17 protein-coding genes are annotated in these 21,369 nt (G+C 74.1%); 11 read left to right on the top strand and 6 right to left on the bottom strand.

Features of this window, described 5'->3' with window-relative positions:
- Nucleotides 1–45: 45 nt before the first annotated feature.
- Entirely contained in the window at nt 46–2,070 is a 2,025-nt protein-coding gene (locus tag N3K63_RS10050) for a beta-galactosidase (protein ID WP_261580001.1), read from the bottom strand.
- A gap of 204 nt (nt 2,071–2,274) precedes the next feature.
- On the opposite strand from N3K63_RS10050, the gene N3K63_RS10045 reads away from it, so the two are divergent.
- The 3 genes from N3K63_RS10045 to N3K63_RS10035 are packed head-to-tail and all read left to right on the top strand — an operon-like array spanning nt 2,275 to nt 5,841.
- On the top strand, nt 2,275–3,288 hold the full coding sequence (locus tag N3K63_RS10045) for a LacI family DNA-binding transcriptional regulator (protein ID WP_261580000.1): 1,014 nt from the start codon (nt 2,275–2,277) through the stop codon (nt 3,286–3,288).
- Between the two features lie 59 nt (nt 3,289–3,347).
- Nucleotides 3,348–4,925, top strand: coding sequence for a methionine--tRNA ligase (gene metG / locus N3K63_RS10040; protein ID WP_261579999.1), 1,578 nt, complete (start codon nt 3,348–3,350; stop codon nt 4,923–4,925).
- 4 nt (nt 4,926–4,929) lie between these two features.
- On the top strand, nt 4,930–5,841 hold the full coding sequence (locus tag N3K63_RS10035; protein ID WP_261579998.1) for a TatD family hydrolase: 912 nt from the start codon (nt 4,930–4,932) through the stop codon (nt 5,839–5,841).
- On the opposite strand, the gene N3K63_RS10030 is transcribed toward N3K63_RS10035, so the two are convergent.
- Together N3K63_RS10030 and N3K63_RS10025 are read right to left on the bottom strand one after the other, a co-directional pair.
- Complete coding sequence (locus tag N3K63_RS10030) at nt 5,820–6,827, bottom strand: LacI family DNA-binding transcriptional regulator (protein WP_261579997.1); 1,008 nt, start codon at nt 6,825–6,827, stop codon at nt 5,820–5,822. The genes N3K63_RS10035 and N3K63_RS10030 overlap by 22 nt on opposite strands.
- The gene (locus N3K63_RS10025) at nt 6,824–8,095 is read right to left on the bottom strand and encodes a glutamyl-tRNA reductase (protein WP_261579996.1); all 1,272 of its coding nucleotides are present in this window, start codon (nt 8,093–8,095) and stop codon (nt 6,824–6,826) included. The genes N3K63_RS10030 and N3K63_RS10025 overlap by 4 nt, the downstream gene beginning before the upstream one ends.
- 209 nt (nt 8,096–8,304) lie before the next feature.
- On the opposite strand from N3K63_RS10025, the gene hemE reads away from it, so the two are divergent.
- The 8 genes from hemE to hemL are packed head-to-tail and all read left to right on the top strand — an operon-like array spanning nt 8,305 to nt 16,712.
- Nucleotides 8,305–9,369 (top strand): uroporphyrinogen decarboxylase, encoded by a 1,065-nt coding sequence (gene hemE / locus N3K63_RS10020; RefSeq protein WP_390895151.1) that lies wholly within the window; start codon nt 8,305–8,307, stop codon nt 9,367–9,369.
- On the top strand, nt 9,366–10,763 hold the full coding sequence (locus N3K63_RS10015) for a protoporphyrinogen/coproporphyrinogen oxidase (protein WP_261579995.1): 1,398 nt from the start codon (nt 9,366–9,368) through the stop codon (nt 10,761–10,763). The genes hemE and N3K63_RS10015 overlap by 4 nt, the downstream gene beginning before the upstream one ends.
- Complete coding sequence (gene hemQ, locus N3K63_RS10010; RefSeq protein ID WP_261579994.1) at nt 10,760–11,449, top strand: hydrogen peroxide-dependent heme synthase; 690 nt, start codon at nt 10,760–10,762, stop codon at nt 11,447–11,449. The genes N3K63_RS10015 and hemQ overlap by 4 nt, the downstream gene beginning before the upstream one ends.
- On the top strand, nt 11,449–12,678 hold the full coding sequence (locus tag N3K63_RS10005) for a ferrochelatase (RefSeq protein ID WP_390895150.1): 1,230 nt from the start codon (nt 11,449–11,451) through the stop codon (nt 12,676–12,678). Before hemQ ends, N3K63_RS10005 begins: the two co-directional genes overlap by 1 nt.
- The gene (hemC, locus tag N3K63_RS10000) at nt 12,675–13,619 is read left to right on the top strand and encodes a hydroxymethylbilane synthase (protein ID WP_261579993.1); all 945 of its coding nucleotides are present in this window, start codon (nt 12,675–12,677) and stop codon (nt 13,617–13,619) included. The genes N3K63_RS10005 and hemC overlap by 4 nt, the downstream gene beginning before the upstream one ends.
- The gene (locus tag N3K63_RS09995) at nt 13,616–14,416 is read left to right on the top strand and encodes a uroporphyrinogen-III synthase (RefSeq protein ID WP_261579992.1); all 801 of its coding nucleotides are present in this window, start codon (nt 13,616–13,618) and stop codon (nt 14,414–14,416) included. The genes hemC and N3K63_RS09995 overlap by 4 nt, the downstream gene beginning before the upstream one ends.
- Nucleotides 14,413–15,408, top strand: a complete 996-nt coding sequence (hemB, locus tag N3K63_RS09990) for a porphobilinogen synthase (RefSeq protein WP_261579991.1) — start codon at nt 14,413–14,415, stop codon at nt 15,406–15,408. The genes N3K63_RS09995 and hemB overlap by 4 nt, the downstream gene beginning before the upstream one ends.
- Entirely contained in the window at nt 15,405–16,712 is a 1,308-nt protein-coding gene (hemL, locus tag N3K63_RS09985) for a glutamate-1-semialdehyde 2,1-aminomutase (RefSeq protein ID WP_261579990.1), read from the top strand. Before hemB ends, hemL begins: the two co-directional genes overlap by 4 nt.
- A gap of 10 nt (nt 16,713–16,722) precedes the next feature.
- Here hemL and N3K63_RS09980 read toward each other — a convergent pair whose 3' ends face one another.
- Genes N3K63_RS09980 through N3K63_RS09970 form a run of 3 tightly spaced genes read right to left on the bottom strand, consistent with a single transcriptional unit; the run spans nt 16,723 to nt 21,118 of the window.
- On the bottom strand, nt 16,723–18,744 hold the full coding sequence (locus N3K63_RS09980; RefSeq protein WP_261579989.1) for a glycosyl hydrolase: 2,022 nt from the start codon (nt 18,742–18,744) through the stop codon (nt 16,723–16,725).
- Nucleotides 18,741–19,460 carry an HlyD family secretion protein gene (locus N3K63_RS09975; RefSeq protein WP_261579988.1) on the bottom strand — a complete coding sequence of 240 codons (720 nt, stop codon included), beginning with the start codon at nt 19,458–19,460 and terminating at the stop codon, nt 18,741–18,743. Before N3K63_RS09975 ends, N3K63_RS09980 begins: the two co-directional genes overlap by 4 nt.
- The gene (locus N3K63_RS09970; protein WP_261579987.1) at nt 19,457–21,118 is read right to left on the bottom strand and encodes a glycosyltransferase family 2 protein; all 1,662 of its coding nucleotides are present in this window, start codon (nt 21,116–21,118) and stop codon (nt 19,457–19,459) included. Before N3K63_RS09970 ends, N3K63_RS09975 begins: the two co-directional genes overlap by 4 nt.
- Nucleotides 21,119–21,369: the final 251 nt, after the last annotated feature.

Below are 21,369 nucleotides of genomic sequence, written 5' to 3'. Positions count from 1 at the left end.
AGTGCGGTGCGATCAGGGTCTTTCCTGGTCGCGGGATGGCCTCGATCAGGGCTGATCGAGGTCCTGGGCTGCGTGTGGCGTGCGGACGACGGCGACGTCGCCCCCGGCCACCTCTAGCGTGCCCTCGGCGACGGCCTGTGTCAGCAGGTCCGTCCCCGAAATCTGCAACGAAACGGTCTCGCTGGTGTGGTTGATCGCGACGGTGAAGTCGGCGTCCGCGCCGCGGCGCACGACGACCTCGAGGCCGCTCGGGTGACCGGCGGGGCGGATGCCGGCGTCGGCATACACCTCGTCGAGGATGGCCGCGAGGCCGTCGGCATCCGGTCGCGTGCTGATGTACCAGCCCGCGCCCGCGCCGTGGGCGTGACGGGTGATGGCGGGGCGCCCCTCGGCGGGTCCGCCGAGGTAGGTGCCGCGCACGTCGGCGCCGGCGAGCACGAGGTCTTCCTGCCACACGTCGGCGGTGAGACGGATGCCGTCGAAGGAGACCTCGTGGCGGTCGCCCTCGCGCAGCGGCAGGTGCTCCTCCACGCGCAGGCCGAGGGCCGGCTGCAGCGGGGCGGCGAACCCGCCCGGGTGCACCGCGTCGTTCTCGTCGACGACGCCGGAGAAGAAGGAGACGACGAGCGTGCCGCCGCCGTCGACGTAGCGGCCGAGGTTCGCGGCATCCGCGGCGCTCAGCGCGTACTGCGCGGGGGCGAGCACCAGCTTGTAGCCGGAGAGGTCGTGGCCGGGAAGGGCGAAGTCGACGGTGATGCCGTCGCGCCACAGCTTCTCGTAGAACGCGCGGATGCGCTCGTCGTGGTCGACGTCTTCGGAGGGGCGCCACTCGAGGTCCTGTGCCCAGAACGACTCGAAGTCCCACAGGATCGCCACGTCGGCGTGCACGCGCGAGCCGCGCACCTCGTCGAGCGCGCCGAGCTTGGCGCCGAGGTCGACGACCTCGCGGAACACCCGGGAGGTCGTGCCGGCGTGGGGGAGCATCGCCGAGTGGAACTTCTCGGCTCCCGAACGCGAGGCGCGCCACTGGAAGAAGAGGATGCCGTCGGCGCCGCGCCCGAGGTGCGACAGGGAGTTGCGGGCCATCTCGCCGGCGCGCTTGGCGATGTTGCGGGGCTGCCAGTTCACCGCCGAGGTGGAGTGCTCCATGAGGATCCACGGGGCGCCGCCGCCCACCGAGCGGGAGAGGTCGGCGGCGATCGCCAGGCCGATCTCGCCCTCTTCGTCGGCGGCCCACAGGTAGTGGTCGTCGGAGACGACGTCGACCTCGGCCGCCCACTTCCACAGGTCGCAGCCGCCGTGCTGGTTGGCCATGAAGTTGGTGGTGATCGGCCGGTCGCTGTGCGCGCGGATCGCGTCGCGCTCGGCGATGAAGCACTGGCGCAGCTGGTGGTCGGTGAAGCGGGCGAAGTCGAGGCGCTGGGCGGGGTTGACGACGCTGGCGGCGGCGGCGGGGGCGCCGACGTGCTCCCAGTCGCCGTAGTGCTGACCCCAGAACGCGGTGCCCCAGGCGCGGTTGAGGCCGTCGAGGCTGCCGTAGCGCTGCTGCAGCCACAGGCGCCACTCGCGCACGGCGTGCGGGGAGTAGTCCTCGCCCACCGGCACGCCGTACTCGTTGTGTACGTGCCACAGCACGACGGCGGGGTGGTCGCCGTAGCGACGGGCGAGCTCGGTGGCGATGCGCACCGCGGCCTGGCGGTAGGCGGGGGCGGAGTGCGAGGCCATGCCGCGGGCGCCGAAGCCGAGGGCGACGCCGTCGCGGGTGACGGCGCGGGCGTCGGGGTGGTTCGCGAAGAACCAGGCCGGCGGCGAGGCGGTGGGCGTGCCCATGTCGACGGCGATGCCGTTCGCGTGCAGGAGGTCGACGACCTCGTCGAGCCAGGTGAAGTCGAACTCGCCCTCGCGCACCTCGATGAGGCCCCACGCGAAGATGCCGATGCTGACCATGTTGACGCCGGCCTCGCGCATGAGGGTGACGTCTTCGCGCCAGGTCTCGGGCGACCACTGCTCCGGGGTGTAGTCACCGCCGTAGGCGATGCCGGGGAGGGAGGGCCAGTGCTGCGTCGTCATCGTGCTCGTCTTCATCGTCGTGTCGGGCGTCGTCTTCGTCGGGGACCGGTCGGCTGTAACCGGTCACAGTGACTTCCTGAATCGTAACCGGGGGTCGCGATGTTGTCACGCGGTGTTACCCAACTGTGATCGGTTACAGGGTATGTGGTCAGACCACAGTATCAGGACGTGAAGCGGCTGCCCCGGCGGGGGTAGAGTCGGCGCGTGGGTTCCATCGACAGCACACGCAAACCGACGATCCGCGACGTCGCGGCCGTCGCCGGCGTGTCGTACGGCACGGTCTCGAGGGTCATCAACGGCGGGCACTGGGTCTCGCCCGAGGCGCGCACCGCCGTCGAGGCGGCCATCAGCTCCACCGGCTACACCGCCAACCACGCGGCGCGCAGCCTCGCGACGGGGCGCTCCAACTCCCTCGCCTTCCTGCTCACCGAGCCGCAGCACCTGCTCTTCTCCGACCCGACGTTCGCACTGCTGCTGCGCGGGGCCACCGAGGCCCTCGCCTCCCGCTCCATGACCCTCGTCCTCCTCATCGCCGACGGCGCGAAGGAGCAGGCCGAGATCGAGCGGTACGTGCGCGCCGGGCACGTCGACGGCGTGCTGCTGGTCTCCTCGCACGAGTCCGACTCGCTGCTGGCCTCGCTCGTGGCCGCCGGGGTGCCCACCGTCTGCACCGGCATCCCGCTCGGGCGCGGGGCGAGCGTGCCGAACGTGTCGGTCGATGAAGCCGCCTCGGCGGCCATGATGACCCGCTACCTGCTCGACCAGGGGCACCGTCGCATCGGGGTCATCACCGGCCCCGACGACACCCCCGGCGGCCGGTTCCGGCTCGTCGGCTTCCGGGGCGAGATGGGGGAGCGGTTCGACCCCGATCTCGTCGAGCAGGTGCGCTACGAGGCCGTCGCCGGTGAAGAGGCGATGATGCGCCTGCTCGAGCGCGCCCCCGACATCGACGCCGTCTTCGCGGCATCCGATGTCATCGCCGTCGGCGCCATCACCGCCCTGCGCAAGGCGGGCAAGTCGGTGCCCGGCGATGTCGCCGTCGCCGGCTTCGACGACTCGGGGCTCGCGGAGACCCACGACCCGCCGCTGACGACCGTGCGCCAGCCCTGGTCGCAGATCAGCCACGAGATGGTCGACATGCTGCTCGACGTCATCGGCGGCACCCCGCGCGAGCCCGTCGTGCTGCCGACGAGCCTCGTCGTGCGCGAAACGGCGTGACGCGGCGGCCGCGCCGTCACACGCGCGGCGGCGGCGCATGCCCCGCCTAGAATCATCGGGTGAGCAACGGCCGTTCCTTCTACATCACGACCCCGATCTACTACCCGAGTGACCTGCCCCACATCGGGCACGGCTACACGTCGGTCGCGGTCGACACGCTCGCGCGCTGGCACCGCCAGGCGGGCGATGACACCTGGATGCTCACCGGCACCGACGAGCACGGGCAGAAGATGCTGCGCGCCGCCGCCGCCAACGGTGTGACCCCGCAGGAGTGGGTGGACAAGCTCGTCACCCAGTCGTGGTTCCCGCTGCTGGACACCCTCGGGGTGGCCAACGACGACTTCATCCGCACCACGCAGGCCCGCCACGAGGAGCGCGTGCAGCAGTTCGTGCAGGCCCTGTTCGACCGCGGCTACATCTACGCCGGCGAGTACGAGGCGCTCTACTGCGTGGGCTGCGAGGAGTTCAAGCCCGAAGCCGAGATCGTCGACGGCACCGGCGCGTTCGAGGGCCTCAAGGTCTGCGCGATCCACTCCAAGCCGCTGGAGCTGCTGCAGGAGAAGAACTACTTCTTCAAGCTGAGCGAGTTCGGCGATCGCCTGCTCGAGCTCTACAAGACCGTGCCCGATTTCGTGCGCCCCGACTCGGCGCGCAACGAGGTCGTCTCGTTCGTGAAGTCGGGTCTGAAAGACCTCTCGATCTCGCGTTCCGCGTTCGACTGGGGCATCCGCGTGCCGTGGGACGACTCGCACGTCATCTACGTGTGGGTCGACGCGCTGCTGAACTACGCCACCGCGGTGGGCTACGGCACCGACCCCGAGCAGTTCGCGCGCCGGTGGCCGGCCTACCACGTGGTCGGCAAGGACATCCTGCGCTTCCACGCCGTCATCTGGCCCGCCATGCTGATGGCCGCCGGGCTCGACGTGCCCCGGGGCGTGTTCGCGCACGGCTGGCTGCTGGTCGGCGGCGAGAAGATGTCGAAGTCGAAGCTCACCGGCATCGCCCCCAACGAGATCACCGACGTGTTCGGCTCGGATGCCTACCGCTTCTACTTCCTGTCGGCGATCGCGTTCGGCCAGGACGGCTCGTTCTCCTGGGAGGACCTCTCGGCCCGCTACCAGGCCGAGCTCGCCAACGGCTTCGGCAACCTCGCCTCGCGCACGATCGCGATGATCGAGCGCTACTTCGAGGGCATCGTGCCGCCCGCCGGTCACGAGCTCACCGATGTCGACCGTGCCGTGCAGACCGTGGTCGCCCAGGCCGCCGCCGACGCGGATGCCGAGATGGAGCGCTTCCGCATCGACGAGGCGATCGGCGCGATCTGGCGCATCGTCGACGAGCTCAACGGCTACATCACCGTCAACGAGCCGTGGGCGCTGGCCAAGGACGACGCCCAGCGCGAGCGCCTGGGCACCGTGCTCTACACCGCCGCAGAGGGCCTGCGCGCCCTCACGGTGCTGCTGTCGCCGGTCATGCCGGTGGCCACCGAGAAGCTCTGGGTCGCCCTCGGCGCCGCCGAGTCGCTCGGGCGTCTGCAGGACCAGCCGCTGCGCGAGGCGGGAGCGTGGGGGGTGCTGCGCCCCGGCACGAACGTGAACGGGCTCTCGCCGCTGTTCCCGCGCGTCGAGCAGGCCTGACCCGATGACCCACCCTCCGGTGCCCTACCCGGACGGCGGCGCCGACCCCTCGGCCTACGTGCGCACGCGGGAGAAGGGCACGCGCGATGTGACCTACCCCGCCGCGCCCGAACCGCTGGCGGTGCCGGTGTACGACAACCACGCGCACCTCGAGATCGAGGACGGCGTGGGCCTCTCGCTCGACGAGCAGCTCGACCGCGCCCTCGCGGTCGGGGTCGCCGGCGTCGTGCAGGCCGGCGGCGACATCGACTCGAGCCGCTGGTCGGCATGGGCGGCCACGGCGCACCCGCGGGTGCTGGCGGCCGTGGCGATCCACCCCAACGAGGCGCCGCTGTACGCCGCGGCGGGACGCCTCGACGAGGCCATCGCCGTCATCGACGAGCTCGCCGCGCAGCCGCGCGTGCGGGCGATCGGCGAGACCGGCCTCGACTTCTTCCGCACCGACGACGACGGGCGCCCCGCGCAGTTCGAGAGCTTCGAGGCGCACATCGCGCTGGCCAAGACGCACGGCATCGCGATACAGATCCACGACCGCGACGCGCACGACGCCGTGCTGGAGACCCTCGCCCGGGTGGGCGCGCCCGAGCGCACCGTGTTCCACTGCTTCTCGGGCGATGCCGAGATGGCGAAGATCGCCGCCGACCGCGGCTACTGGCTGAGCTTCGCCGGCAACGTCACGTTCAAGAACGCGCAGAACCTGCGCGACGCCCTCGCCGTCACCCCGCCGGAGCGCATCCTGGTCGAGACCGACGCGCCGTTTCTCACCCCGGTGCCGCACCGGGGAAGGCCCAACGCCCCCTACCTCATCCCGGTGACGCTGCGCTTCCTGGCCGCCGAGCTCGGGGTCGACGTCGACGAGTTCGCCGCCCGGGTGGCCGCGAACACGCTCGAGGTCTACGGCACCTTCGAGGACTGAGCGGCCACCACCGCCGGCGAGCGGGTGCTGGAGCCGGCGACGAGCTCCCAGGGCAGGTCGATGACCTGCGGGCCGTCACCGGCGACCACGCCGCCGAGCGCGTCGAACATCGCCTGCGCGGCGAGGTCGGGGTGCACGCACACGTGGGTGACGCCCAGGCGCGTGTTGAGGGCGCAGTCGTTGGTGCACAGCGCGATCAGCTGCAGGTCGCGCGGGATCACGGCCTGGGTGACCTCGAGCTGCAGGTAGATCTCGGGCCCCTCCTCGCAGAAGGCGAAGATCGCGTCGGCGCCGCGCTCGAGCAGGTCGCGCACCTCACGGGCCAGGCGCCGACGGCCGGCGTCGACGCGGGCCACCAGCGGCGTGCGCCCGCGCACGGCGCACCACGCGAGGTAGGCGCTCTCGCCGATCTGGTCGCGGGGCACCTCGCTCTCGTCGACGAGGAAGCCGATGCGCTCGGCGCCGGTGGCCTCGAGGTGGGCCAGGCCCGCGCGCACCGCGGCGTCGTAGCCGGTGCGCACGCTCAGACCCGACGCCCCGGCGATGTAGAGGTCGTTGGCCACGACCGGGATGCCGCGGGCCGCGGCCGCACGCAGCACGCTGCGGTCGTCGGCCGGGTCGGGGAAGTAGAGCACGTCGATCTCGGCGCCGGGCAGCAGGTCGGGCCGGCTGTCGGGCAGCACCGTGACGGTGAACCCGTGCGCGGCGCAGGCGCGCACCAGGGCGTTGAGCTGATGGGCGCGCTGCAGCGCCCGGCGCCCGTCGCCGGTGGTGCTGTCGGCCATCACGAAGCCGACCGACATGGTGCGGCCGCTGCGCAGGGCCGCGGCGTGCTTGTTGGGGATGTAGCCGAGCTCGACGGCGATGGCCTTGATGCGCTCCCGCGTCTCGGGGCGGAGGTTGCCGCGCCCGTTGAGGGCCTGGCTGGTCGCCGCCGTCGACACGCCCGCCCGCTCGGCGACCTCGCGCAGCGTGACCCGGCTCACCGGGCGGTCCCGTCGGTGCCGGTCTCGGCCTCGTGGGCGGCGTCGTCGGCGGCCTCGTCGGCGGGGAGCACCGTGCGCACGGCATCCGCCCATGCCGCCCCGTCGCCGCCGGCGGCGAGGGTGTGACCGCGGGCGATGAGGCCGTGCAGCAGCACACCGGAGAAGTGACGCAGCGCCGCCTCGATCTCGGGGGAGTCGTGGCGGGCGACCTCGTCGGCCAGCAGCTTCACCACGTGGGCGCGCAGGTCGACCACGGCGGGGGCCACCTCGTGCACGCGCCGCGCCATGGCGTGGCGCCGGGCGGCGGCGCCGACGATCTCGTGCGCCTGGTCGAGCGTGGCGAACTCGTCGATGGGGGCGTGCACGCGGATGGTCTCGAGGTCGAGCAGCTCGATGCCGGGCAGGGCCCGCACCCCGGGGTCGACGTTGCGCGGCATGCCGAGGTCGATGATCACCTGCGGGGCGGTCACCCCCGAGCGTGCGGCGCCGTGGCCTTCGGCGGTGAGGGCGTACTCGGATGTCGTGGAGGTGCACGTGACGACCACGTCGGCGAAGGCGGCCTCTTCGGCGTAGTCCTCGGCGGCGACGGTGATGAGGTGCTCGCGGTCGGCGAAGCGGCGCCGGCCCGAGCGCGAGTGCACGCGGATGTCCTGGGCGCCCACAGCCCGCAGCGCCGCGAGCGAGGCTGCGGCGTAGCGGCCCGATCCGACCATGAGCACGCGCACCGTCGCCCAGTCCTCGACCCGCGAGCCCGCCAGCTCGACGGCCAGGCGCACCAGCGACCGGCCCGACTCGCCCAGTCGGGTGGCGTTCTTCACGGCGCGGCTGGTCTCGGTGGCGCGCTGGAAGAGGTGCTCGAGGGGCGCGGTGGTCAGGCCGTCCTTGCGGGCGGCCTCGAGGGCGCGGCGCACCTGCCCGGCGATCTCGTCTTCGCCGACGGCGACCGAGTCGAGCCCGGCGGCCACGGCGAACAGGTGCCGCGCGACGCGGTTGCCCTGTGCGAAGTCGACGGTGTCGCGCACGGTGCGAAACGGCAGCCCGGCGAGGTCGGCGACCTGCTGCATCGCGGCATCCATCGCCGGCACCGGCGAGCCGTCGACGAGATCGAAGTAGGCCTCGAACCGGTTGCACGTGGACACCACCACCGCACCGCGGATGCCGTCGTGGGCGGCCTTGAGCTGCGGTGCGATCCCGTCGCCGATCAGCGACAGCCGCTCGAGCGACTCGAGCGGCGTCGTGCGCTGGTGGGCGGTGAGGCAGACGAGCACGATGCGGGACCTTCGGATGCAGGGGGTCGGGGTGCGGGGCGCGGGCGCCGAGCGCGGATGCGATTAGTATAACGATTAACTCCCGGTGCGATCCCGTCATCGACCGTGCGTCCCTGTTCCCGTTCCGCCCGCTGTCCCGACCAGAGGAGCCCGTCATCTCGGCATCCGCGCATCCCCTCATCGCCCACGACACCGGCCGGTCGCGCCTGGTGCGCGCCCTGCACGGCGAGCGCCCCGAGGTGACCCCGGTGTGGTTCATGCGGCAGGCGGGCCGGTCGCTGCCCGAGTACCGGGCGCTGCGCACCTCGGGCACGATGCTCGAGGCCTGCCTCGACCCGGCGATGGCATCGGAGATCACGATGCAGCCGGTGCGCCGCCACGGGGTGGATGCGGCCGTGTTCTTCAGCGACATCATCGTGCCGCTGCACCTCATGGGCATCGACGTCGAGATCGCCCCCGGGCGCGGTCCGGTCTTCGCCCACCCGCTGCGCACCGCCGCCGACATCTCCGCCGCGGTCGCCGTCGACCCGGCGCGCATCTTCGAGCGCGGCGACGCGGTGGCCGACGCCGTGGCCCGCACCACCGTGATGCTCGCCGAAGAGGGTGAGCGCCGCGGCGAGCCGCTGCCGCTCATCGGCTTCGCGGGCGCCCCGTTCACCCTGGCCGCCTACCTCGTCGAGGGCGGACCGTCCAAGGACCACCTCGCCGCGCGCCGGCTCATGCTCGAAGACCCCGCCGCCTGGGCCGACCTCACCGCGTGGCTGGCCGAGGTCGCCGGCACCTTCCTCGCCCTGCAGCTGGAGGCCGGGGCCAGCGTCGGTCAGCTCTTCGACTCGTGGGTGGGCTCGCTCGCCCCCGACGTCTACCGCGCGCAGGTGCTGCCCGCCTCCCGCGCCACCCTGGCCGCCGCCCGCCGCGCCGCCGTGCCCGAGGGCGTCGACCGCTTCGGCTTCATCCACTTCGGCGTCGGCACCGGCGAGCTGCTGGCCGACATGGCCGACACCGACGTCGAGGGCGTCGGCGTCGACCACCGCGTGCCGCTGGACGAGGCGGTGCGCCGCATCGGCCGCGACGTGACCGTGCAGGGCAACCTCGACCCCGCGTTCCTGTTCGCCCCCGAGGCCACCCGCACCGCCGCCGTCGAAGAGGTGCTGCGAGCCGGCACGGCCGCGCGCGCCCACATCTTCAACCTCGGCCACGGCGTGCCCATGGACGCCGACCCCGATGCGATCGGCGCCGTCGTGCGCACCGTGCACGCCTGGCGGGCGGGATGAGCGCAGCCGGCGACATGCCCGTCACCGCCGCGCCCGACGTCGACGTCGTCGTGATCGGCGGCGGCGTGGCGGGGCTCGTGGTCGCCCACGGCGTGGCGCGCGCCGGCGGCCGGGTGGTGCTGCTGGAGTCCGGTGACGAGGTCGGCGGGCTGCTGCGACGCGGCGAGCTGGCCGGGCGCGCGTTCGACCTCGGCGCCGAGTCGTTCGCGACCCGCACCACCGGGGTCGCCGACCTCATCGCCGACGCCGCCCTCGACCTCGAGATCGTCGCCCCCGAGCCCGGCGGCGCGCACCTGGCCGCGCAGACCCCCGACGGCATCGTGCGCGCGCCGCTGCCGCGCCGCACCGTGCTCGGCATCCCCGCCGATCCGCAGGCAGAGGACGTGGTGCGCATCCTCGGCTCCGCCGCGGCCGCCCGCGCCGCCGCCGAACGCGACCTGCCCGCGTGGGATGCCGGCGGTACCGACCCCGAGCCGAGCCTCGCCGACCTCGTGACCGCGCGGTGCGGCCCCGAGCTCACCCGGCGCCTCGTCGACCCGCTGTGCCGCAGCGTCTACTCCCTGCCCGCCGCGAGCGCGCGTCTGTCGCGGCTGCATCCGACGATGTGGCGCGAGGTGCAGCGCACCGGGTCGCTGCTGACCGCTGCCGACACCGTGGCCGCCGCCACCCAGACCGGGTCGGCCGTCGCCGGCATCGCGGGCGGCATGTGGCGCCTGCCGGCGGCGCTGCGAGCCGCCGCCGAGGCGCACGGCGCCCGCGTGCACACCGGCGCCGCGGTGCACGGCATCCGCACCGACGGCGACGGCGACGCGACCGTCGTGTGGAGCGGCGGCGAGCTGCGCGCCCGCCACGTCGTCGTGTCGACCGGGTCGCGCGCGGCCGTGACGCTGCTGGGCGGCGAGACTGCACCCCCGTCGGCGCCGGTGCGCGTGATCGCCGCGCTCGTGCGCAGCGCGGCGCTGGATGCCCACCCCGTCGGCACCGGCGTGATCGTCGCGCCCGACGTGCCGTCGGCGGCCAAGGCCCTCACGCACGTGAGCGCCAAGTGGGCGTGGGCGCGCGGCGACAGCGGGCACCTCGTGCGGCTGTCGGCGCGCGATGCCGCCGCCCCCGGCCTCGACACCCCCGCGCAGCTCGCCGCCGAGATCGCCCTGCTCACCGGCGTCCCCCTCACCGCCGCCGATGTCGTCGCCACCGCCGCCGCGGTCTGGGACGACGCCGTCGCCGTCGCCCCGGCCGCCCCCGACCGCCTCGCCGCACTCGCCGCCCGCGGCATCCACGTCGCCGGCGCCGCCGTCGCCGGCACGGGCCTGGCCTCGGTCGTCCCGCACGCGCGGGCGCTGGCGGCCACCCTGACCAGTTCGCTGACCCCCACGATCGGAGCACGCCCATGACCCGCGAGCACGACACCGCCGCCGAGAACCTCGTCGGCTACACGCTCTTCGCGATCCTCACCGGCCCGCGCCCCCGCGTCGCGCCGCGCGCCGCCGCGCGCGCCGAGCTGCAGCGCGCGATCGACGCGCTGCCGGAGGCGGAGGTGACCCTGCGGGGCCTGTACGACGTCACCGGCATGCGCGGCGACGCCGACCTGATGGTGTGGCTGCACGGCGAAGACCCCGCGGCGCTGCAGCGCGCGCTGCGGCAGCTGCGGCGCACCCCCGTGCTCAGCGCGTTCGCGTGCGAGTGGAGCGCCATGGGCGTGCACCGCGAGGCCGAGTTCAACAAGCGGCACGTGCCCGGCTACCTTCGCGGCGAGCACGCCCGCCAGTGGCTGTGCCTGTACCCGTTCGTGCGCAGCTACGAGTGGTACCTGCTGCCCGACGACGAGCGCTCGGGCATGCTCGCCGAGCACGGCCGCAAGGGCGCGAAGTTCACCGACGTGGTGGCCAACACCGTGTCGACCTTCGGGCTCAGCGACTACGAGTGGCTGCTGCCGCTCGAGAGCGACGACCCGATCCACCTCGTCGACATGATGCGCGACCTGCGCGCCACCGGCGCCCGCCGCCACGTGCGCGAAGAGGTGCCGTTCTACACCGGCCGTCGCGTCAGCGTGGCCGATCTCGAGGAGGTGCTGGCCTGATGGCCGAGAACATCGACACCGGCTTCCGCCCGAAGCCCCCGCGCGCCACCGCGGCGCCGGTCTGCGGCGACGGATGCCGGGTGCCGGCCGCCACTGCCGCCACCTGCGCCGGCGAGCCGCACGCCACCGAGCCGGTCGCCTACGACGGCATCCTGCTGCTCGGCTTCGGCGGACCCGAGGGCCAGGACGACGTCATCCCGTTCCTGCGCAATGTCACCGCCGGCCGCGGCATCCCCGACGAGCGGCTCGAAGAGGTCGCCCACCACTACCGGCACTTCGGCGGCGTCTCGCCCATCAACGAGCACAACCGCGAGCTGAAGGCGGCGCTGACGGCCGAGCTGGCCGCGCGCGGCCTCGACCTGCCGGTGCACTGGGGCAACCGCAACTGGATGCCCTACGTCGCCGACGCGCTGCAGGACGCGCACGACGCCGGGCGCACCCGACTGCTCGCGATCGCCACGAGCGCCTACAGCTCCTACTCGTCGTGCCGGCAGTACCGCGAAGACCTCGCCGACGCCGTCGAGGCGACCGGGCTGACGGGCCTTGTCGAGGTCGACAAGGTGCGGCAGTTCTTCGACCACCCCGGCTTCGTGACGCCGTTCGTCGACGGGCTGCGCACCGCGATCGCCGAGCTCGAGGCCCGCGGCATCACCGACCTCGAGAACGACGTCGAGGTGCTCTTCTCCACCCACTCGATCCCCACCTCCGACGCCGACCGGTCGGGTCCCGCCGAGCGCGGGTTCGGGCCCGGCGGCGCCTACGTCGCCCAGCACACCGCCGTCGCCGAGCAGATCATCGCCCAGCTGGGGCGCGACCTGCCGTGGCAGCTGGTCTACCAGAGCCGTTCCGGCCCGCCGCAGGTGCCGTGGCTCGAGCCCGACATCAACGACGCGCTGCAGGAGCTGCCCGGCCGGGGCCGCACGGCGGTGCTGATCGTGCCGCTCGGGTTCGTCAGCGACCACATGGAGGTGCTCTGGGACCTCGACACCGAGGCGCTCGAGACCGCCGGCGAGCTGGGACTGGTGGCGCTGCGCACCGCGACCCCCGGCACGCACCCCGCCTATGTGGCGGGCCTGGTCGACCTCGTCGAGGAGCGGCTGCGCGGCGACGCCGCCGCCGACCGCCCGCACCTGACCGACCTCGGGCCGTGGTACGACGTCTGCAGACCCGGATGCTGCGAGAACAAGCGTCTCGGCTTCCAGCCGGCGCTGGCAGGGATCGCCCCGTGACCGACGCCACCGCGCCGCTGCGGCTCGGCACGCGCGCGAGCCTGCTGGCCACGACCCAGTCGGGCCACGTGGCCGATGCGCTGCGCGCCGCCACCGGCCGCGAGGTGGAGCTCGTCCCCATCACCACCGCCGGTGACGTGCTCACCGGGCCGCTCACCCAGCTCGGCGGCACCGGCGTGTTCGTCGCGGCGCTGCGCGAGGCGCTGCTGCGCGGCGAGTGCGACCTCGTCGTGCACTCGATGAAAGACCTGCCCACCGCCCCGGTGCCGGGTCTGGTGATCGCCGCGGTGCCGCCGCGCGCGCCGCAGGGCGACGTGCTGTGCGCCCGCGACGGGCTCACCCTCGACGCCCTGCCCCCCGGCGCGGTCGTCGGATCGGGGTCGCCGCGGCGGGTGGCCCAGCTGCTGCACCGCCGCCCCGACCTGCAGGTGCGCGGCATCCGCGGCAACGTCGACACGCGGCTGCGCAAGGTCGCCGACGGCGAGTACGACGCGATCGTGCTGGCGCGCGCCGGGCTCACCCGCATCGGTCGCACCGGCGCCGTCACCGACACCTTCGACGACGAGGCCTGGCCCTCGTCGGCCGGGCAGGGGGCGCTGGCGGTCGAGGTGCGCACCGACGACGCGGCGACCATCGCACTCGTGTCCCGCATCACCGACGCCGACGCCGAGGCCACGAGCCTCCTGGAGCGCGCCGTGCTGCGACTGCTGGAAGCGGGCTGCGCCGCGCCCGTCGGCATCGCCGCCCGCATCTCCGGCGACGATGTGCACGCCGTGGCCGAGGTGTACGCGCTCGACGGCGCACGCAGCGTGCGCGTGGAGCGCACCGTGCCGCGCGGCGGGGCGGTGACCGGGCGCGAACAGCTCGCCGCCGCGATCGTCGACGAACTGCTCGAGCGCGGCGCGGGAGAGCTCGCCGACCTCGCCGGGACGACGGTGTGAGCGGGCCGACCGGCCGGCTGCACGGCGCCCGGGTACTGATCCCGCGCGGCGGCGACTGGGGCGCGCGCGTGGCCGCCGACCTCGCCCGCCGCGGCGCCGAGGGCGTCGTCGCCCCGCTCATCGCCTCCGCCCCGCCCCGCGACCTCGCCGCCCGCGACCGTGCGTTCGCCGCGCTCGCCGACGGCGCCTACGCATGGCTGTTCGTCACCAGCGCCGCCGCCGTCGAGCAGCTCGTCGCCGCCGGCATCCGCCTGCCCGCCCGCACCCAGGTGGCCGCCGTCGGCCGGGCCACCGCCCGCGCCGTCGCCGACGCCGGGGGAGAGGTCTCGTTCGTGCCGGTGGGCACCTCGTCGGCCGCGGCCCTCATCGCGCAGTGGCGCACCGGACGCAGCCCCGCCACGACGGGCCGCTGCCTCGTGCTGCGCTCCGACCTCGCCACCGCCCACATCAGCGACGAGCTCGAGATGCGCGGCTTCGCCGTCGACGTCTGCATCGGCTACCGCACCGTGGGGGTCGACCTCGACCCCGCCGTGCAGCACGCGCTCGCCGCCGGCGACATCGACGTCGTGCTGCTCACCTCGCTCAGCGTGGGGCGCGAGCTGCGCCGTCAGGTGCCGGGCCTGCCCGCCGGCACCCTCATCGCCTCGATCGGCCCCGGCACCACCGCCGACGCCACCGCCCTCGGCTATACCGTGGGATACACCGCGGCGACCCAGTCGATCGACGCCCTCGTCGCCGAACTCGACGACACCGACCGTCACCCCGGCTCCACGCCCCACCCGGAGGACCTCCGATGACCTCGTTCCCCACCCGCCGCCTGCGGCGGCTGCGCGCCACCCCGGCGCTGCGCCGTCTCGCCGCCGAGCATCACCTGCACCCGAGCGAGCTGGTGCTGCCCGTCTTCGTGAAAGAGGGGATCGACGCCGCGCAGCCCATCGCGAGCATGCCCGGAGTCTCGCAGCATCCGCTCGAGGCCCTCCCCGCCGTCGTCGAACAGGCCGCCGCGGCGGGCCTGGGCGGCATCATGCTGTTCGGGGTGCCCGCCACCCGGGATGCCGTCGGCTCGGGCGCCGTCGACCCGGACGGCATCCTCAACCGCGCCATCGCGGTCGCCGTCACCGCCGCCGCCGGTCGCCTCACCGTGCAGGCCGACCTGTGCCTGGACGAGTTCACCGACCACGGCCACTGCGGTGTGCTCGCCGCCGACGGCAGCGTCGACAACGACGCCACCCTCGAGGTGTACGCGCGGATGGCGGTGGCCCAGGCCGCCGCCGGCGCCGATGTGCTGGGCCTGTCGGGCATGATGGACGGCCAGGTGGCCGCCTGCCGGCAGGCGCTGGATGCCGCCGGTCGCAGCGACGTGGTGATCCTCGCCTACTCCGCCAAGTACGCCTCGGCGTTCTACGGCCCCTTCCGCGACGCCGTCGAGTCGACCCTGCAGGGCGACCGGCGCACCTACCAGCTCGATCCCGCCAACGGGCGGGAGGGGGTGGCCGAGGCCCTCGCCGACATCGACGAGGGCGCCGACGTCGTCATGGTCAAGCCCGCCGGGCCCTACCTCGACGTGCTGGCCCGCGTGGCCGACGCGGCCACCGTGCCGGTGTGGGCCTACCAGGTGTCGGGGGAGTACGCCCTCATCGAGACCGCCGCGGCGGCGGGGCTCATCGACCGTGAGCGCGCCATCGGCGAGAGCCTCGTGGGCATCCGCCGGGCCGGGGCCGAAGCGATCCTCACCTACTGGGCGATCGAGGTCGCCGGGTGGCTGAACGACGGCAGGAGCCTCGCATGACCAGTGCCAACGACCGCCTCTTCGCCCGCGCGCAGGCCGTGATCCCCGGAGGGGTCGACTCGCCCGTGCGCGCCTACGGCTCGGTGGGCGGCACGCCCCGGTTCATCACGTCGGCCGCCGGCGCCCACGTCGTCGACGCCGACGGGCGCCGCTATGTCGACCTCGTCGCCAGCTGGGGCCCGGCCCTGCTCGGCCACGCCCACCCCGAGGTGGTCGAGGCGGTCGTCGCCGCCGCCCGCCGCGGGCTCTCGTTCGGCGCGCCGACGCCGGCCGAGGCCGAGCTGGCCGAGCTCATCGCCGCGCGCGTGCCCGGCGTGGAGAAGGTGCGCCTGGTCTCCACCGGCACCGAGGCCACGATGACCGCCATCCGCCTGGCGCGCGGCGCCACCGGCCGCGACCTGCTCGTGAAGTTCGCCGGGCACTACCACGGCCACTCCGACGGGCTGCTGGCCGCGGCCGGCTCGGGCCTGGCGACGTTCGCGCTGCCGGGATCTGCGGGGGTGCCCGAGGCGATCGCCGCGCAGACCCTCGTCGTCCCCTACAACGACACCGCCGCCCTCGAAGCGGTCTTCGCCGCCCACCCGGGCCGCATCGCCGCCGTCATCACCGAGGCCGCCGCCGCCAACATGGGGGTCGTGCCGCCGGCGCCCGGGTTCTCGGCGCTGCTGGCGGAGGTGTGCCGCCGTGAGGGGGCGCTGCTGATCAGCGACGAGGTGCTCACCGGCTTCCGCGCCGCCGAAGGCGGTTACGCGCAGGTGCTGCGCGACGCGGGCGAGCCCGTCGTGGCCGACCTCGTCACCTTCGGCAAGGTCATCGGCGGCGGGATGCCGGTGGCCGCGGTGGGCGGTCGCGCCGATGTCATGGACCTGCTCGCCCCGACCGGGCCGGTCTACCAGGCCGGCACCCTCAGCGGGAACCCGGTGGCCGTCGCCGCGGGCCTGGCGACGCTGCGCTGCGCCGACGCCGACGTCTACGCGCGTCTGGCGACGGCATCCGACGCGCTCTCGGCCGCGGTCGGCGCGGCGCTGCGCGCGGCGGGCGTGCCCCACGTCGTGCAGCGCGCGGGCACCCTGTTCAGCGTCTTCTTCGGCGAGGCCGTCACCGGCGGCGTGCCCGACTACGCCACCGCGCAGCGGCAGGATGCCGAGGCGTACCGCCGCTTCTTCCACGCGATGCTCGACGCCGGGGTCTCGCTGCCGCCGTCGGCCTACGAGGCCTGGTTCGTCACCGCCGCGCACGACGCGGCCGTGCTCGACGAGGTGTTCGCGGCGCTCCCCGCCGCCGCGGCGGCCGCCGCCGGCTGAGGCGCGGCTCTCACCCGCCGCGCAGGGCGACGGCGGCCAGCCACGCCCGGGCGAGGGCCGGCGACCAGCCGTCGTCGACCTCGGTGCGGGCGGCCAGGCGCGCTTCGGCGTCGGCGAGCGCGGCGGGCCCGGCGAGGGCGGCGTACCCGTTCACATAGTCGCCGAGCGGACCGGTGAAGGCCGCGTCGCCGGCCTCGGCGACGGTGGCGGCGACGCGCTGCGGATCGTCGCCGAGGTACTGCAGACTCACCGGGCCCAGCGGCAGCAGCTGGATGCCGAGGATCGCCGAGGGCTCGGGGCTGAACCAGGTGGCGTAGTCGCGCTTGGCGCTCCAGGTGAGCGAGACGATGCCGTGCGCGTACGGGGCGGGCAGGGCGTCGGGTTCGAGCCACAGGCGCCGCGCCGCATCGGCCTCGGTCGACAGCAGCCACGTCGCACGGGCGGCCAGCGCCGTGTCGCCGGCGGCTGCGGCCCACAGCGCGACCCCGTTCCAGGCGGCGACCGCCTCGGAGCTGGATTCCTGGTTGTTGCCGTCGGCGAAGGGCGAGAACCCCGACGCCCACGAGTGGCCGCGGTACGGGTCGAAGGTGCGCAGCGCCGGCAGCGCCCCGTCGGCGGCGCCCGTGACGATGTCGGCGGCCAGCACCGTCATCACGGGGCGCATCCGCTCGACGAGGTCGGGGCGGGCGGTGGCGAGCACCGCGGCGGCGGAGAGGAAGTAGCCGTAGTGGAAGTGGTGGTCGTTGCCCTCCTCCGAGCCGAACGAGACGGTCTTGCCGACGACCAGTCGCAGCCGATCGTCGTACACGAAGCAGCGTTCGGAGCGCTGCCGGCAGCCGTCGACGTCGAGCCAGGGATCGAGCTCCGCGGCGAGCCGGTCGGCGATCCGCGCGGCGAGCGCGTCGTCGCCGAGGGCGGCGGCCACCTCGTGCAGGGCCGCCAGGCGCGCCAGCGCCTTGCCGCCGAAGTAGGTGTCGGCCGGCAGCGGCGCGGTGCTGTCGAGGTCGGTGGCCACCTGGGCGGCGAGGGCGCCGCGCGCATCAGCGCCCAGGCCGTCGAGCGGGTAGCGGGAGGTCGGGGTGAGCACCGGCACGGTGCGGGTGAGCGTCGTGGCCGCGCACGCCGCCACCGGGCCGTACGGCGTCTCGTAGCCGCCGAGATCGCACGTGGCCTCATCCGCCCCGCCGGCGGTCGCGCCGGGGAAGGGCACGAGCACCGTCGTGTCGGTGCCGTCGTAGCGCAGCGTGGTCGTCGCCTCCGCGCCGACGGCCGCGGTGGTCGACACCCCCGTCACCGGTGCGCCCACCGCGTCGGCCCACGCCGCGGCATCCGCGCCGTTCGGCAGTGCCGCCAGCTGCACGGCCTCACCGGCAGCGAGGGTCACCGCGGCGCCCTGCACCGCGCCGGCGGGGGCGGCGACCAGGAACGCGGCGGCCGCGCCGTCGACCGTGGTCTCGACCACGGCGGCATCCCCGACCGCGCGCGGTGCGACGGGCAGCGTGAGCGTGGCCGGCCGGGCGGCCACGACCGACACGAGCGGCGACCCCTCGGCCAGGGTCACGCGGGCCACCGCGCCGTCGTCGTCGCGGTACTCGAGCGTCACCGACACCTCGTCGGCGCGCACGATCTCGCGCGCGAGCGGCGCCCGACCGCCGAGGTCGACGGCCAGGCCGCCGGCGAAGGCCGCGCCGACGGTCGCCTCCCCGGCGCGCACCGGCGGCACGCCCATCGTGAGTCCGGTGTCGGTGGGCAGCACGGCCAGCGGGAAGGGGTAGACCGGCACGTCGTCGGCCGCGAACGCCAGCCCCGAGTACCAGCGGTTCGTGGGCGGGATCACGTCCGTCGCCACCCGCAGGGCCGGCGGCGCCGCGATCGGCTCGACCGGGAGGTCGGCCAGGTCGGGCACGGCGACCGCTGCCTCGCCGACGGCGGGCGGGGCGGTCGGGGGAGTGATCGCGACCGCCTGCGGCGCGCACCCCGTCAGCGCGGCCGCCACCACGACTGCCACCGCCGCCCACCGCCGCCGGGTCACAGTCCGATCTTCCCGAGCAGGTCGGCGATCGCCTCGTGCACCCCGGCGAACGGGCCCTCGTCGCGCAGCCGCAGCGTCACGGCCACGGGGGTGCCGGGCTGGAACAGCCAGTCGGCCGTGGCCACCGCCAGCGCGTCGCTGTCGAGGGCGACCGTCGCGGCGGCCTGCCCGTCGACGGTGGCGACGTCGATCGTGGTGACCCGCCCGGTCAGCACCGAGCGGTTGGGCAGCTCGATCTCGGCGGTCGTGCCCGCCGTGATCCGCGCGTAGTCGCGCGGGGTGAGCACGAACTCGCCCTCCACACTCAGCGACGCGTCACGCGAGATGGTCGCCAGCTCGCTCCCCGCCTGCGCGAACCCGCCCTGCGGCACCCGGATGTCGGCGAGGATGCCGTCGACGCTCGCCGTCACCGCGGTCGTCCCCGCCGCGGCATCCGCCCCGCCTGCCACGACGCCGAGCGCGACGTCCCGCTGCAGCTGCGGACTGTGCACCTCGAAGAGCACCTCGCCGGCGGTGACGGCATCGCCCTCGTGGGCGAACTGCGCCGTCACGATGCCGCCGTAGTCGGTGCCCACCGGGTACTCCTGGGCGACGATGGCGGCGCTGTCGCTGCGCACCGAGTTCTGCCGCTGCGTGAACAGCAGCGTGCAGGCGGCCACCACCGCGAGCGTCGCGACGAGCCCGACGAACAGCCGCATCCGCGACCGCCACGTCATGAGCGCACTCCCGTCTCGGTGAGCTGCGTGCGGCGGCGACGTGCCGCCGGGGCTGCGGCGGCCACCGCGATCGCCACGGTCGCCGGCTCCGGCTCCCGCACCGGCCGGGCCACGATCGTGATCGGCGCGGCCGGCGCGACCGGCGCGGCGGCGACCGGCACGGCGCGCGGGTGGGCGAGCACGTGCGCCTCGCGGGCGGCGGTCACCACGAACGCGCCCAGGATCACCGTGTTGGTCGCGTTCCACATGGTCGCCAGGGTCACCTCGCCGATGCCGACGTCGCGCCACACCCCCACGACGGTGGTGAGGGCGAGGAACAGGAAGAACAGCACCTGCGGGATGATGAACTCGAACGGCGAGCGCCGCGACGCCGACCCGGTGACGTGCCAGCCGACATCCTTCCCGGTCATCACGTTCCACAGCGCCTTGGCGTAGATGGGGAACGACACCGACGCGAGGGTGAGCGTCTCCCAGCGGAACGAGCCCACCGCGAACCAGGCCAGCACGATCTGCATGACGTAGAACCCCGCGTAGTACAGCAGCCACGTGAACACCGTGACGTCGAGGGTCATCGGCCGCAGGTCGAAGTAGATCTCCAGCGGCGGCACGAGCAGCAGCAGCAGCGGGCAGATGCCGGTGAGGTAGAACGTCGCCGTCACCAGGTACTGGATGCGCTGATCGGTGGTCAGCTGCCGCCGCGGCGACAGCGGGTTGTGCTGCAGCAGGATCTCGAACCCGCCGGTCGCCCAGCGCAGCTGCTGCTTGCTGTAGGCCTCGATGGTCTCGGGCGCCTCGCCCACGGCGAGCACGTCGGGCAGGAACACCGAGCGCCAGCCGCGCTCGTGCAGGTGCAGCGAGGTCCACACGTCCTCCGACTTCGAGTCGGTGCACATGCCGCCGATGTCGTCGATGGCGGTGCGACGGAACATGACGTTGGTGCCCACGCAGAAGGCGGCGTTGAAGCGGTTGCGACCCGGCTGGATGAACCGGTAGAACACCGTCTGCATGTAGGCGGCGCCGCGGGCGACCACGGTGTGCAGGTTGCCGTAGGCCTGCGGGGTCTGCACGAACGCCACGTGCTCGTGCACGAACACCGGCAGCATCTCCACGAGCATGTGCGGCTTGGGCACGAAGTCGGCGTCGAGGATGACGAAGTACTCACCTTTCGCGATCGACAGCGCGTGGTTGATGTTGCCGGCCTTCGCCCCGTGCGAGCTCAGCCGGCGCAGGTACCAGGCGCCCTCCTCGGATGCCATGAGCTTCACGGCATCCGACCGCCCGTCGTCGAGCACCCAGGTGCGGTGCGCGCCGCGCATGCCGACGGCAGCGCGCACCGTGCGGCGCACCGTCTCGATCTCCTCGCCGTAGACGGTGACGAACACGTCGACGAGCACGGGACGTGCCCGCAGGTGCATCGTGTCGTCGCCGTCGGTGACCAGCGGCAGCAGGCGCGCCGCCGCATCGTGGTAGGCGAAGTCGCGCGGGTCGGTGCCCGCCGACAGGATCGTCCACATCGCCAGCAGCGCCTGGGCCACGAGGATCGTCTCGGCGACGATGACCATCGAGTACGGCAGCCAGTCGCCGCGGTGGGCGGGGTCCAGCAGGAACCCCGCGTACGCGAGGATGCCGATCGTCGCGATCAGCACCAACAGGATCATCACGGGACTCGGGCTGCGCTCGGTCCCTCGGTCTGGTCTGGTCCGCCCCACGCCGGACTCAGTCGATCTGGCCATGTTTCCCCCCGGAATGGCTGTCGATTTCGTTCCGCGGCGACGTTGACGCTGTGAGGTCTCAGCATGCGCCTTCCCGCACGACGACCGCATTCCGCCGGTGTGAACAGCGTGTGACGATCCGCTGGATGCCGTGGCTCGGTCGGCCGGGGTGCGGGAGGGGCGGGTGGGGGAGCGGT

The organism is Microbacterium festucae, from assembly GCF_025421715.1.
GTDB lineage: Bacteria > Actinomycetota > Actinomycetes > Actinomycetales > Microbacteriaceae > Microbacterium > Microbacterium festucae.
The sequence above is the reverse complement of the archived record's forward strand: the minus strand, read 5'-3'. Positions and strand labels throughout refer to the sequence as shown.